Raw genomic sequence first — 14043 nt, 5'->3', positions numbered from 1 at the left:
ACGCCGTTGACATGAAAAGTGTTGATTTATCAATGAAAAAGGCCGTCAGGTGTATGTCCTTGACGGCCTTTGGCTACTCATGTGGAGCGGGTGAAGGGAATCGAACCCTCGTATGAAGCTTGGGAAGCTGCCGTTCTGCCATTGAACTACACCCGCAGGGCTGCCGAGTTTACTTGAGGATGTCGCCCACGCAGAGGTACTTGATCTCCACATAGTCGTCCATGCCGTGGTGCGAACCCTCACGTCCCAGGCCCGACTGCTTCACGCCGCCAAAGGGCACGTGCTCGGTGGCGATGATGCCGACGTTGATGCCGACCATGCCGTATTCGAGCGCTTCGCTCACGCGGAAGATGCGGCCCACGTCGCGGCTGTAGAAATAGCTGGCCAGGCCGAACTCGGTGTTGTTGGCTGCGTCGATGGCTTCTTGCTCCGTCTTGAAGCGAAACACCGGCGCAAATGGACCGAAGGTTTCTTCCCGGGCGCACAGCATGTCGGCGGTGGCTTCCGAGATCACCGTGGGTTCGAAGAACTGGCCTTGCAGTTTTTTGCCGCCGGCGAGCACCTTGCCGCCCTTGGCAACGGCATCGTCCACGTGCTTCTGAACCTTGGCCACGGCAGCGTCTTCGATCAGCGGGCCCTGCACCACGCCGTCGGTGAAGCCGTTGCCCACCTTGAACGCGCGGACCTTGTCGGCGAACTTCTGCACGAAGCTGTCGTACACGCCGTCCTGCACATAAATGCGGTTGGCGCACACGCAGGTCTGACCCGCATTGCGGTACTTGCTGGCGATGGCGCCTTCCACGGCCGAGTCCACGTCGGCGTCGTCGAACACGATGAAGGGCGCGTTGCCACCCAGCTCGAGCGAGAGCTTTTTCACCGTGGGGGCGCTTTGCGCCATCAGGATGCGGCCCACCTCGGTGGAGCCGGTGAAGCTGAGGTGGCGCACCACGTCGGAGGCGCACAGCACCTTGCCCACGGCAATGGATTGTTCGCTGTCGGCGGTGAGGATGTTGAGCACGCCGGCCGGGATGCCGGCGCGGATGGCCAGCTCGGCCGCGGCCAGCGCGGTCAGCGGGGTGAGTTCTGCGGGTTTGATGATCACCGGGCAGCCGGCGGCCAGCGCCGGCGCGACCTTGCGCGTGATCATGGCCAGCGGGAAGTTCCACGGCGTGATGGCCGCGCACACGCCGATGGGCTGCTTGAGCACCAGCAGGCGGCGGTTGTTGTCGAAGGTGGGCAGCGTCTCGCCGTTGACGCGCTTGGCTTCTTCGGCGAACCATTCCACAAAACTCGCACCGTAGGCGATTTCGCCCTTGGCCTCGGCAAAGGGTTTGCCCTGCTCGGCGGTGAGGATGCGCCCCAGGTCTTCCTGGTTGGCCATCAACAGGTCGAACCACTTGCGCAGGATGGCGCTGCGTTCCTTGGCGGTCTTGCCCTTCCATGCGGGCCAGGCGGCGTTGGCCACGGCGATGGCGGCCTCGGCTTCTTTGGGGCCGAGGTTGGCAACGTCGGCCAGCTTGTGGCCGGTGGCCGGGTCGAGCACGTCGAAGCGGCTGGCGCCTGCGACCCACTGGCCGTTGATCAGGCCATCGGTCTTGAGCAGGGTGGGGTCCTTGAGCAGGGCGAGGGGGGAAGTCTTCATGTCCATGGGGCGTCTCCGGTGTTCGGTGTGCCGGGGTGGCAAGGCAGCGGGGAAGCATAGTCGTTTGGGGTGTCGCGTGCAGTACCGCTGGCGACCTTGACCCCTGGTCCACCGTGGCAACAGCGAGACCAAAACCCGGTTTGCGGGCAACTGCCCGCCATGTTGGAAAATACGGGGTTTCGCGCGCCCGCGCACCACCGACATCGCCTTCCGCATCCCTCGACCGAAAACCACAAGGCCACCATGACCCGCCCCGCCACTGCAGTTGTTTCTGTTGCCGACATCCGCAAGAGCTTCCTGGACTTCTTCGCCTCCAAGGGCCACACCGTGGTCGCGTCCAGCTCACTCGTGCCGGGCAACGACCCCACGCTCATGTTCACCAACTCGGGCATGGTCCAGTTCAAGGACGTGTTCCTCGGCTCCGACAAGCGCCCCTATGTGCGCGCGGCCTCGGTGCAGGCCTGCCTGCGCGCCGGTGGCAAGCACAACGACCTGGAAAACGTGGGCTACACCGCGCGCCACCACACCTTCTTCGAGATGCTGGGCAACTGGTCGTTTGGCGACTACTTCAAACGCGAATCGCTCAAGTGGGCCTGGGAGCTGCTGACCGAGGTTTACAAATTGCCGAAAGAGCGCCTGCTCGCCACGGTGTACGAAGAAGACGACGAGGCCTACGACATCTGGACCAAGGAAATCGGCCTGCCGCCCGAGCGCGTGATCCGCATCGGCGACAACAAGGGCGGGCGCTACAAGAGCGACAACTTCTGGATGATGGCCGACACCGGCCCTTGCGGCCCCTGCTCAGAGATCTTCTACGACCACGGCGACCACATCGCCGGCGGCCCTCCAGGCAGCCCCGATGAAGACGGCGACCGCTTCATCGAGATCTGGAACAACGTGTTCATGCAGTTCAACATGGCCGAGGACGGCTCGGTCACGCCGCTGCCCGCGCCTTGCGTGGACACCGGCATGGGCCTGGAGCGCCTGGCCGCCATCCTGCAGCACGTGCACAGCAACTACGAGATCGACATTTTTGATGCGTTGATCAAGGCTGCGGGCCGCGAAACCGGTACTGCCGATCTGGCGAATCCCTCGCTCAAGGTGATCGCCGACCACATCCGCGCCACGTCCTTCCTCATCAGCGACGGCGTGATCCCGAGCAACGAAGGCCGGGGCTACGTGCAGCGCCGCATCGTGCGCCGCGCCATTCGCCACGGCTACAAGCTCGGCCAGAAGACCCCGTTCTTCCACAAGATGGTGCCCGACCTGGTGCGCATGATGGGCGAGGCTTACCCGAATCTGGCAAGCCAGGCTCAGCGCATCACCGATGTGCTGCGGGTGGAGGAGGAGCGCTTCTACGAGACGCTGGCCAACGGCATGGAAATCCTCGATGCGGCCCTTGCCGACGGTGCGAAGGTGCTGCCGGGGGATGTGGCCTTCAAGCTGCACGACACCTACGGCTTCCCGCTCGACCTCTCGGCCGACGTGTGCCGCGAGCGTGGTCTCTCGGTCGATGAAGCCGGCTTCCACGCCGCCATGGACAAGCAGAAGGCCCAGGCGCGCGCAGCCGGCAAGTTCAAGATGGACAAGGCGCTCGACTACACCGGCGCGGGCAACGCTTTCGTGGGTTACGAGCAGCTCGATGCCACGGCCAAGATCGTGGCCCTGTACCTCGACGGCACGCCCGTGGCCGAGCTCAAGAGCGGCCAGAGTGGCGTGGTTGTGCTCGACAGCACGCCGTTTTACGCCGAGAGCGGCGGCCAGGTGGGCGACGAAGGTGTGATCACCAGCGGCTCGGCCCGGTTTGACGTGGCCGACACGCAGAAGATCAAGGCCGACGTTTTCGGCCACCACGGCGCGGTGGTGCAGGGCACCATCAGCGTGGGTGACAGTGTGGCGGCCCAGGTGAACACCGCAGTGCGCGCTGCCACCGTGCGCAACCACAGCGCCACCCACCTGATGCACAAGGCCCTGCGCGAGGTGCTGGGCGACCATGTGCAGCAGAAGGGCTCGCTGGTGAATGCCGAGCGCACGCGCTTCGACTTCGCGCACAACGCACCTGTGACCGACGCGCAGATCCGCAAAATCGAGGCTTTGGTGAATGAAGAAGTGCTGGCCAACGCCGCCACGCAGGCGCGCCTGATGGACATCGAATCGGCGCAGAAGACCGGCGCCATGATGCTGTTTGGCGAGAAGTACGGCGAGACCGTGCGCGTGCTCGACATTGGCAGCAGCCGCGAACTTTGCGGCGGCACGCACGTGCAGCGCACCGGTGACATTGGCCTCTTCAAGGTGGTGGGCGAAAGCGGTGTGGCCGCGGGCGTGCGCCGCATCGAAGCCATCACCGGCGCCAACGCGCTGGGCTATCTGCAGTCGCTGGAAGACACCGTGGCGCAGGCCGCAGGCGCGCTCAAGGCGCCCACAGCCGAACTCACGAACCGCATCGGCCAGACGCTGGAGCAGGTGAAGGCGCTGGAGAAGGAAGTGGCCGCGCTCAAAGGCAAGCTGGCGTCCAGCCAGGGCGACGACCTGATGCTGCAGGCGGTGGACGTCAAGGGCATCAAGGTGCTGGCGGCCGTGCTCAATGGCGCCGACGCCAAGACCCTGCGCGACACGCTCGACAAGCTGAAAGACAAGCTCAAGACCGCCGCCATCGTGCTGGCCGCCGTGGACGGCAACAAGGTGCAGCTGGCTGCGGGTGTCACCGCCGACAGCGTGGGCAAGGTCAAGGCCGGCGAACTGGTGAACTTTGTGGCCCAGCAGGTCGGTGGCAAGGGCGGCGGCAAGGCCGACATGGCCATGGCCGGCGGCACCGATGCCTTGGGCCTGGACGCCGCGCTCAAGTCGGTGCAGACCTGGGTGGCCGAGCGGGCCTGAGCCCGCGGGCTCAGGATTCGGCGATCACGCCCTCGGCCACGAGGGCGTCGATCTCCGCCTCCGGCAGATCAAATTCGAGCAGCACCTCGCGGGTGTGCTGGCCCAGCAGCGGCGCGGGTGTGCTGCTGCGCTCGGGTGAGGCCGAAAAATGGATGGGGCAGCCGATGGCCCGCGTGGCGCCGGCTTGCGGATGCTCCACTTCCACCACCATGCCGCGTGCCACGGTTTGCGGGTGGCTCAGCGCTTCGCCGATGGTGTGCACCGGCCCGGCCGGCACGCCCGCCGCGTCAAACGCCGCCTGCCACTGCTCGCGTGTTTGCGTGCGCACCACCGAGTTCATCAGGTCCACCAGCACATTCAGATGCGCCATGCGGTCGCTGTTCGTGGCAAAGCGCGCGTCGGTCCGCCACTCGGGGTGGCCCAGCACGTCGCAGATGCGTTCCCAGTTGGTCTGGTTGGCGCCGCCGATGTTGATCCAGCCGTCGCTGGCTTCGAACGCCTGGTAGGGCGCGGTGAGGATGTGGGCCGAGCCGGTGGGTTGGGGTGATCGCTGCGTGGCAAACCAAACCGCCGCATGCCAGTAGGTCTGCTGCAGCGCCGCGTCGCTGAGCGATGTGTCCACCACCTGGCCTTCACCGGTCTTGAGCTTGTGGATGTAGGCCGCCAGGATGCCGAGCGCGGCCAGGATGCCGGCGTTCATGTCGGATACCGCGTTGCCGCTCTTGGCCGGCGGGCGGCCCGCTTCGCCGGTGACGGACATCAACCCCGCGAAGCCTTGCGCGATCAGGTCGAAGCCGCCCTTGTCGGCGTACGGTCCGGTGCGCCCGTAGCCGGTGATGGCGCAGTAGATGAGGCCGGGGTTTTCGGCTTTCAAAGCCTCGTAGCCCAGGCCCAGCTTGTCCATGGTGCCGCCGCGAAAGTTCTCCACCAGCACATCGGCGTTTTTCACCATCTTGAGCAAAAGCGCGCGCCCCCTGGGGCTCTTGAGGTTGAGAGCGAGGCCGCGTTTGTTGCGGTTCATCATCATGAACGGCGCCGACACACCGCCCACCTGTGGGTCGCGGTAGCCGCGCGCGTCGTCGCCGCCAGGAATCTTCTCGATCTTGATCACGTCGGCGCCCATGTCGGCGAGCAACAGGCCGCAGGTGGGGCCCGACATGATCTGGGTGATTTCGAGCACGCGCAGGCCCGCGAGCGGGCCGGTTGGTTTGTTCACTGGCCGCTCCAGACGGGGGGTCGTTTGGCCACGAAGGCGGCCACGCCTTCGTGGAAGTCGTCGCTGCCGTAGGCGGCGCGGATCAGGTCCTCGTCCGCTGCCAGATCGTGCGCGGTGAGGCGTTCCAGCGTGGCCTTGCTCACACGCTGCGTCACCGGGGCGAGCGCGGCCAGGCGCTGTGCGAGCGCAGTGGTGGCGCTGTCGATCGCCTCGGGCGTTTCAATGGCATGCAGGAAGCCGCAGGCCAGTGCCTCGTCAGCGGCGATGAACTCGGCCAGCACCAGCATGCGCTTGACGCGCTGGTGCCCGAAGGCCGCGCGCAGGCGCGCCACGTTGGCAATGGCCAGGCAATTGCCCAGCGTCTTGGCAATGGGCACGCCGAATTTCGCGCCGGGTGTGGCCAGGCGAAAGTCGCAAGCGGTGGCAATGGCGAGGCCACCGCCCACGCACCAGCCCTCGACCACGGCCACGGTGGGCATGGGCAACTGGCACATCAGCTCGATGCCAGCTTCGATCTGGCGTTCGTAGGCCACGCCGTCTTCGCCGGTCTGGAAGGCGGTGAACTGCTCGATGTCGGTGCCGGCCACGAAGGCCTGCCCACCGGCGCCGCGGAACACCGCCACCCGCACGCTGCGGTCCGTGCTCAGCTCGCGGTTGATGGCCGCGAGCTGCTCGTACATGGCCCAGGTCATCGCATTGCGCGCCTGGGGTCGGTCAAACAGCACCGAGGCCACGCCGGCCTCGATCTGCAGGCGCACTTGGCCCTGGTCGGTCATGCGCTGGCGCTCAGCTGTCAATCGTTACCTTGGCGTCCTTGATCACCTTGGACCACTTCACCTGCTCGGTGCGGATGAAGTCGGCGAACTGCTGGGCCGAACCGCCGCCGTCTTCGGCGCCGTAGAGGTCCAGCTTCTCCTTCACGTCGGGCATGGCCAGCACCTTGTTGATGTCTTCGTTCATGCGCTGGGCAATGGCGGGTGGCATCTTGCCCGGGCCCACCAGGCCGTACCAGGTGGTGGCCTCAAAGCCGGGGAAGCCGGACTCGGCCATGGTCGGCACGGTCGGGTGGCCCAGGGCGCGTTTGGCGCGGGTCTGCGCGATGGCGCGCACCTTGCCGCTCTTCACGTGCGGGGTGGCGGCCGTCATGGTGTCGAACGAGTAGCCGATCTGCCCACCCATCAGGTCGGTCAGCATCGGGCCGGAGCCTTTGTACGGAATGTGCAGCGCGAACACACCGGCGGCGAGCTTGAACGACTCCAGCGCGAGATGCTGGGCCGATCCCTGGCCGGCGGAGCCGAAGGTGACCTTGCCCGGGTTGGCCTTGCACTGGGCCACGAGTTCGGCCACCGTTTTGGCGGGCTGGTCGTTGTTGCTGATGAGCAGGTTGGGTGTCACGCCCACCAGGGTGAGTGGCGTGAAGTCGCGTTCCACCACGTAGCCCAGCTTGGGCATCAGCCCCGGGGCCAGCGCATGGCTGTTGATGTGGGCCATCAGCAGCGTGTTGCCGTCGGGCGGTGCCTTGGCCACCATGTCGGCGGCGATCACGCCGGACGCACCGGCCCGGTTCTCCACCACCACCGTGAGGTTCCACATGGCCTGCAGCTTCTGGCCCACCAGGCGGGCCAATGCATCGGTACCACCGCCGGGCGCGAAGCCCACAATGATGCGCACCGGACCGACGGGCAAGGTCTGGGCTCTCAGCATGGGCGCGGCCAGGGTGGCAGCGGTGGTCGCTGTGGCGGTGACGAAGGTTCTGCGTTGCATGGTGTCTCCTGGGGTCGTTTGGTTGTGGAACGCGCGGGGATCGGTCAGGGGGTGAGAGCGGCTCAGGCGGCCTTGCGCAACGGCACGGCGGCCGGGTGGCTGGCGTAGTAGTCCATGAGGGTCTGCACGCCCGAGCCGGCGAGCTTCACGCCGGCGAGCTTGAGGCCCATCTCGCAGCCGGCCACGGCGGCGATCAGCGTGAGGTCGTTGGTGTCGCCCAGGTGGCCGATGCGGAACATGCGGCCCTTGATCTTGCCCAGGCCGGTGCCCAGCGAGCAGTCGAAGCGCTCATAGATGATCTTGCGCACTGCGTCGGCGTCCACGCCCTCGGGCGTCATCACGCCGGTGAGGATGGGCGAGTGCACGCCGTTCTCGGCGCACTGGATCGGCAGGCCCCAGGTCGTTACTGCGGCGCGCACGCCGTCGGCCCAGCGCTGGTGGCGGGCGAACACCACGTCCAGGCCCTGGCCCAGGATCATGTCGGCCGCTTCGCTCAGCGCGTAGAGCAGGTTGGTGTTGGGGGTCGACGGCCAGTAGCCGGTCTTGTTCATCTCGATGATTTCGTCCCATGCCCAGAAGGCCTTGGGCAGCTTCGCGGTCTTGCTGGCCTCGATGGCCTTGGGCGAGAGCGCGTTGAAGCTGATGCCGGGCGGCAGCATCAGGCCTTTTTGCGAGCCGCTGATGGAGACGTCCACACCCCACTCGTCGTGGCGGTAGTCCGCGCTGGCCAGGCCCGAGATGGTGTCCACCAGCAGCAGGGAGGGGTGTTTGGCTGCGTCGATCGCCTTGCGCACGGCGGCAATGTTGCTGGTCACGCCGGTGGAGGTTTCGTTGTGTACCACGCACACCGCCTTGATGCTGTGGGCCGTGTCGGCCTTCAGGCGCTCTTCGATCAGGTGGGCCTGCACGCCGTGGCGCCAGCTCGCGGGCACGCCGTTGTCGGTGCCGCTCAATGCCAGCACCTCGGCCTTGAGGCCCAGGCGCGTGGCCAGCTTGTTCCAGAGAAAGGCGAAGTGGCCGGTCTCGTACATCAGCACGTGGTCGCCCGGGCTCAGCGTGTTGGCCAGCGCCGCCTCCCAGGCACCGGTGCCCGAGGCCGGGTAGATCATCACGGGGTGCCTGGTCTGGAAGATCTTCTGCATGTCGGCCAGCACCTTCAAACCCAGCACGCCGAACTCGGGGCCGCGGTGGTCGATGGTGGGCAGGCTCATGGCGCGCAGCACGCGGTCGGGCACGGGCGAGGGGCCCGGAATCTGCAAAAAGTGGCGGCCGGTGGGGTGGAAGTCGGTGGTCAGCATGGCATTGTGTGGTTGGATGACAGACGCATTTTTTGCATACAAAATCAATCTGTCAACGGGATCAGCCCTAAAATGCGCAAAAACAGCCATATTTTTGAATACAAAACATGACGGCCCAGATTTTCTCCATACCTCCGGCGGCCTTGCACGAGCAGGCCACCCACCGCCTGCGCCAGATGCTGGTCGAGGGGCAGATCGCCCCGGGCGCCAAGCTCAACGAGCGCGAGTTGTGCGAGCAGCTCAACGTGTCTCGCACGCCGCTGCGCGAAGCCATCAAGACCCTGGCCGCCGAGGGCCTGGTGGAGCTGGTGCCCAACCGCGGCGCGGTGGCGGTGCAGCTCAGTGAGACCGATGTGCACAACACCTTTGAAGTGATGGCCGGGCTGGAAGCGGCCTCGGGGCAACTGGCCGCACAGCGTGTGACCGACGCCGAACTCGCCGAGATCAAGGCGCTGCACTACGAGATGCTGGCCGCCTACACGCGCGGCGATCTCTCGGCCTACTATCCACTCAACGCGGCCATCCACCGCGCCATCAACGCCGCCGCCCGCAACCCGGTGCTCACGAGCACCTACAACCAGGTCAATGCGCGCCTGCAGGCGCTGCGCTTCCGCTCCAACCAGGACGGCGAGAAGTGGAGCCGCGCGGTGAAGGAGCACGAAGCCATGATCCAGGCGCTGGAAGCGCGCGACCCGGTGGCGCTGGCCAGCGTGCTCACGACCCACCTCAACAACAAGCGCGACGTGGTGATCGAGCAGTTGCGCTCGATGGAAGTGCAGACCATGCAGCAGCAGGGAGCCAAGGAATGAACGCACCCTTGCCACTGGCCGTGACCCGTGAGACCCCGGACGCAGCGTACGAGCGCGTGGCCGACATCAGCAACGAAGTGGCTGGCCAGCTGGCGCGCCGCTTGACGCAGGAGACGCAGGGCGAGGTGCTGTTCAGCCCGGCAGACCGCGGGCGCTACGCCACCGACGCCTCGATCTACCAGCAGATGCCGGTGGGCGTGTTCGTGCCGCAAGACGCGAACGACGTGCGCCTGGCGCTGGACATCTGCCGCGACCTGACGGTGCCCATCGTGCCGCGCGGTGGCGGCACCAGCCAGTGTGGCCAGACCGTGGGCGCGGGCCTGGTGATCGACCACAGCAAACACATGCGCCGCGTGCTTGATGTGGATGTGTCAGGGCGCACCGCCACGGTGGAGCCCGGCCTGGTGCTCGACCACCTCAACGCGCAGCTCAAGCCGCACGGCCTGTGGTACCCCGTGGACGTGTCCACCAGCGCGCAGGCCACGCTGGGCGGCATGGCCGGCAACAACTCGTGTGGCAGCCGCTCGGTGGCCTACGGCAACATGGTGCACAACGTGCTGGGCGCGCAAGCCTGGCTGGCCGACGGCAGCCTGGTCGACTTCGGTGACCACGCCACCGCCAGCCCACAGGCCAAGGCCATCGGCGATTTCGTGTGCGACCTGGCCCTGGAGCACGCCGACGAGATCGACGCGCGCTGGCCCAAGGTGCTGCGCCGCGTGGCCGGCTACAACCTGGACATCTTCCGCAACCAGAACGAGAAGCCGTACACGCACGACGGCTCGGTGAACCTGTCGCACCTGCTCATCGGCAGCGAAGGCACGCTGGCGCTCACGCGTTCGCTCAAGCTGCGTCTGGGTGAACTGCCGCGCGCCAAGGTGCTGGGCGTGGTGAACTTCCCCACCTTCTTCCAGGCGATGGACAGCGCGCAGCACATCGTCAAGCTCGGCGAGGGCATGGCCGTGGGCCAGCTCACGGCGGTGGAGCTGGTCGACCGCACCATGATCGAACTTTCGCTCAAGAACCCGGCGTTCGCGCCCACCATCCGCACCGCGCTCTCGCCGCACATCAACGGCGGCAAGCCCGAGGCCGTGCTGCTGGTGGAGTTCAGCGGCCCGAGCAAGGCCGACATCGCGCACAAGATCCGCGAACTCGTCGAACTCATGGGCGACCTGGGCCTGCCCGGCAGCGTGGTGGAGATGATCGATGACGCGCCGCAGAAGAACCTGTGGGAGGTGCGCAAGGCGGGGCTGAACATCATGATGAGCCTGCGCGGCGACGGCAAACCCGTGAGCTTCATCGAAGACTGCGCGGTGCCGCTGGTGCACCTGGCCGAGTACACCGATGCACTCACCGAGGTGTTCCACAAACACGGCAGCCGCGGCACCTGGTACGCCCACGCCTCGGTGGGCACGCTGCACGTGCGCCCCATTCTCGACATGCGCCGCGGCGGCGCGAGCAAGATGCGCCAGATCGCCGAAGAAGCCAGCGAACTCGTGCGCAAGTACAAGGGCGCCTACAGCGGCGAACACGGCGACGGCCTGTGCCGCGGCGAGTGGATCGAATGGCAGTTCGGCCCGCGCATCAACGACGCGTTCGCCCGCATCAAGCAACACCTCGACCCCACCGGGCTGCTGTCGCCCAACCGCATCATCAACCCGCCGAAGATGGACGACACGCGGCTCATGCGCTTTCCGCCCAGCTACAAGGTGGTGCCCATCCAGCCCGTGCTTGACTGGAGCGCGTGGGATGTGAAGGCCGACCCCGTGACCGAAGTGACCACCGCACCGGGCACCGGCGAAGACCCGGCGCGGGGTCTCGCCAAGGCGGTGGAGATGTGCAACAACAACGGCCACTGCCGCAAGTTCGACGCCGGCACCATGTGCCCGAGCTACCGCGTCACCCGCGACGAACAGCACCTCACGCGCGGCCGCGCCAACACCTTGCGTCTCGCGCTCAGCGGGCAGATCCCGGGTCTCGCGGGCAGCGATGCGCTCACCAGCGAGGTGGTGCGCGAAGCCATGGACCTCTGCGTGGGTTGCAAGGGCTGCAAGCGCGACTGCCCCACCGGCGTGGACATGGCCAAGATGAAGGTCGAGTTCCTGCAGCACTACAAGGCCAAACACGGCCACACGCTGAAAGACCGGCTGGTCGCGCAGCTGCCCGACTACGCGGCCTGGGCCGCGCCCCTGGCGCCGCTGCTCAACTTGCGCAACCGTGTGCCGCTGCTGGCCACGCTGACGGAAAAATGGCTGGGCCTCTCGGCCAAACGCAGCCTGCCGCAGTGGCACGCGCAGCACTTCTTCAACGCGCCCTTGAAGACGGCCACGCGCGACGAGGTGCTCGCCGCCGAACGCGGCGTGGTGCTGTTCGTCGACACCTTCAACGGCTACTTCGAATCGGAGAACGCGCACGCGGCGGTCCAGGTGCTTCAGGCCGCCGGCTACACCGTGCACGTGGCGACCAAAGCCAAGGACGACGGTAAACACCTGTGTTGCGGCCGCACGTATCTGGCCAGCGGCATGGTGGAGCAGGCCAAAGAAAAGGCGCGCGAGGTGGTGCAGAGTCTTCTGCCGTTTGCGCACAAGGGCATCGCCATCGTGGGTCTGGAGCCCTCGTGCCTGCTCACGCTGCGCGACGAGATGCTGGTGATGGGCCTGGGCTCCGCGCCGCAGCAGATCGCCGAGCATGCCCTGCTGTTTGAAGAATTCCTGGCGCGCGAAGCCAAGGCCGGGCGGCTGGACGGCCTGAAGGCCAAACTCAAGGCGGTGGACAAGGCGGTGCTGCTGCACGGCCACTGCCACCAGAAGGCTTTCGATGCGGTCTCGCCCATCCTGGAGGTGCTGCGCTGGATTCCGGGCGCGAAACCGCAACTGATCGAGAGCAGCTGCTGCGGCATGGCCGGCAGCTTCGGCTATGAAGCCTCACACCACACGGTGTCGATGCAGATGGCCGAACTCAGCCTGTTGCCGGCGGTGCGCGCCGAACCTGAAGCCATCGTGGTGGCCGACGGCACCAGCTGCCGCCACCAGATCCACGACGGTGCGCAGCGTGAGGCGGTGCACGTGAGCCGCCTGCTGGCGGGTTTGCTGGCCGATTGAATCCCGCCGCGCTCAGGCCTGCAGCGGGGTGGCCCGTTGCAGGTCGCCCGGCCAGGTGCTGTCGAAACCCAGCCGACCGAGCATGAACAGCATGTTCTGCAGCAGGCGGGCCATCTGGGTGCGGGCGTCCCTGGAGTTGGCGTTGGCCATCAGCGTGATGGACGGCATCATCGTCTCCAGCTGGTCGTCTTCCGGATCCGACCACCGCTGCAGCAGGTGATCCTTGCCCATGGTCAGGCGGGCGTCCACCAGACCGATGGCCCTCTCCAGCAGACCGATGTCCTCAAAGACGATCTCCCAGCAAACCTTGCTGCCTTCGCTTCGCTCGATCACCTGGCATCCCACCGGCAAGAACCAGCGCTGCGTGTCTTCCTTGCCCGACAGGCGCCGGCGGGCACTGCGCCACAGCGAATCCACGTCGGCGATGAACGCGTTGAGCGCGTGGCGGATTTCCAGTGCGGCGTCGTTCTGCGAGCTGGGTCCAGGCACCACCACCGCCGCATCGGTCTGCAGCTGTGCGCCGTCCACCGTGACGCGCTCGGGGTGCAGGCTGGATGAGACCGAGCGCACGATCGAGCGCACGTCGTCGCGCGCGCTCCAGGGTGCAAACACCAGCGTGACACCGGTGGCGTGCAGCACGCGCACGGCGTCGGGCATCAGGTTTCCCGCAGCGATGAGGCGGTGCAGCGCGCTGGCGGCCTCGCGCTGCTCGTAGCGGGTTCCGCCCATGAGCGCGGTGATGATCTGTGGCGCGCTTTTCTTCATGGCCGGCGAGGTGCAGACCATGGACTGCACCTTGGCGGTCTCCCGTGAGAAGACGTCGCAGCGCGACTTCGGCGGCAGGACCCACCCATCGTTGGCAAGGGCCTCAGCGAGGGCGGCGGGCGTGTCGATGGTGGTGCGGGGCATGGGGGCGTTCCTGTGATGGCGCTGCCTGTGTTATCGGCCGATGGCGCCGACTTCTTGAGGCCCGTGGGCCCAGGGCCACCCCAGGGCTGGGCGCGGGGCCACGCGCGAAGGGTGAAAATCACCCGTGATCGTCCTAACGTCTCAACCGAAAGTGTCCATGGCCGCGACCTGCCCGTGCTGCTCCACCGTCAACACCATCTGTTTCTGGGGGCCGCGTCGCGAGGTCTGGTGGAAGCGGCCCGCGCTGCTGGTCTGCTGCCTGCCTTTCGCGGGGGGCATCCCGGCCATCCTCTGGTTGAAGGGGGGATCGCTGCAGGCAGGCTTCTGGATCGTGGCCGGTGTGCTGTTCGCCGCCGCCCTGTTGGGCCTGGTCGTCAGTGCCATCGGTTGCAACGCCTGCGTCGCCCGCATCCTGGGCGATCTGTGACCG

At 66.6% G+C, this 14043-nt stretch carries 10 protein-coding genes and 1 tRNA gene; 4 read left to right on the top strand and 7 right to left on the bottom strand.

Annotation, left to right across the window (positions count from 1 at the left end; genetic code table 11):
* Window positions 1-82: 82 nt before the first annotated feature.
* Both F9Z44_RS13735 and F9Z44_RS13730 read right to left on the bottom strand, forming a co-directional pair.
* Window positions 83-156 (bottom strand) — tRNA-Gly (locus F9Z44_RS13735).
* Between the two features lie 13 nt (window positions 157-169).
* A complete protein-coding gene (locus F9Z44_RS13730) occupies window positions 170-1648 on the bottom strand; it encodes an NAD-dependent succinate-semialdehyde dehydrogenase (protein ID WP_159607031.1) in 1479 nt (492 codons plus the stop codon).
* A 237-nt stretch (window positions 1649-1885) separates the two neighbouring features.
* Between F9Z44_RS13730 and alaS the strand changes: the two genes are divergently transcribed.
* Window positions 1886-4519: an alanine--tRNA ligase gene (gene alaS / locus F9Z44_RS13725; protein ID WP_159607029.1), complete on the top strand. Its 2634-nt coding sequence runs from the start codon at window positions 1886-1888 to the stop codon at window positions 4517-4519.
* Between the two features lie 10 nt (window positions 4520-4529).
* On the opposite strand, the gene F9Z44_RS13720 is transcribed toward alaS, so the two are convergent.
* The 4 genes from F9Z44_RS13720 to F9Z44_RS13705 form a co-directional block, all read right to left on the bottom strand.
* On the bottom strand, window positions 4530-5678 hold the full coding sequence (locus F9Z44_RS13720) for a CoA transferase (RefSeq protein WP_236574365.1): 1149 nt from the start codon (window positions 5676-5678) through the stop codon (window positions 4530-4532).
* A gap of 53 nt (window positions 5679-5731) precedes the next feature.
* A complete protein-coding gene (locus F9Z44_RS13715; RefSeq protein WP_159607027.1) occupies window positions 5732-6511 on the bottom strand; it encodes an enoyl-CoA hydratase/isomerase family protein in 780 nt (259 codons plus the stop codon).
* A 10-nt stretch (window positions 6512-6521) separates the two neighbouring features.
* Window positions 6522-7499 carry a Bug family tripartite tricarboxylate transporter substrate binding protein gene (locus tag F9Z44_RS13710; RefSeq protein WP_159607025.1) on the bottom strand — a complete coding sequence of 326 codons (978 nt, stop codon included), beginning with the start codon at window positions 7497-7499 and terminating at the stop codon, window positions 6522-6524.
* Between the two features lie 62 nt (window positions 7500-7561).
* Window positions 7562-8797: a pyridoxal-phosphate-dependent aminotransferase family protein gene (locus F9Z44_RS13705; RefSeq protein WP_159607023.1), complete on the bottom strand. Its 1236-nt coding sequence runs from the start codon at window positions 8795-8797 to the stop codon at window positions 7562-7564.
* Between the two features lie 107 nt (window positions 8798-8904).
* Between F9Z44_RS13705 and F9Z44_RS13700 the strand changes: the two genes are divergently transcribed.
* Together F9Z44_RS13700 and F9Z44_RS13695 are read left to right on the top strand one after the other, a co-directional pair.
* A complete protein-coding gene (locus tag F9Z44_RS13700) occupies window positions 8905-9606 on the top strand; it encodes a GntR family transcriptional regulator (RefSeq protein ID WP_159607021.1) in 702 nt (233 codons plus the stop codon).
* Window positions 9603-12704, top strand: coding sequence for an FAD-binding and (Fe-S)-binding domain-containing protein (locus F9Z44_RS13695; protein WP_159607019.1), 3102 nt, complete (start codon window positions 9603-9605; stop codon window positions 12702-12704). The genes F9Z44_RS13700 and F9Z44_RS13695 overlap by 4 nt, the downstream gene beginning before the upstream one ends.
* A 12-nt stretch (window positions 12705-12716) precedes the next feature.
* Here the strand turns inward: F9Z44_RS13695 and F9Z44_RS13690 are convergent, their stop codons facing one another.
* The gene (locus tag F9Z44_RS13690; RefSeq protein ID WP_159607017.1) at window positions 12717-13613 is read right to left on the bottom strand and encodes a hypothetical protein; all 897 of its coding nucleotides are present in this window, start codon (window positions 13611-13613) and stop codon (window positions 12717-12719) included.
* Between the two features lie 157 nt (window positions 13614-13770).
* On the opposite strand from F9Z44_RS13690, the gene F9Z44_RS13685 reads away from it, so the two are divergent.
* On the top strand, window positions 13771-14040 hold the full coding sequence (locus tag F9Z44_RS13685) for a hypothetical protein (RefSeq protein WP_159607015.1): 270 nt from the start codon (window positions 13771-13773) through the stop codon (window positions 14038-14040).
* The last annotated feature ends 3 nt before the right edge of the window (window positions 14041-14043 follow it).

Origin of the sequence: Hydrogenophaga sp. PBL-H3, assembly GCF_010104355.1 — a bacterium.
Lineage (GTDB): Bacteria > Pseudomonadota > Gammaproteobacteria > Burkholderiales > Burkholderiaceae_C > Hydrogenophaga.
Note: the sequence above shows the minus strand (reverse complement) of the source record. Positions and strands in the feature narration are given on the sequence as shown.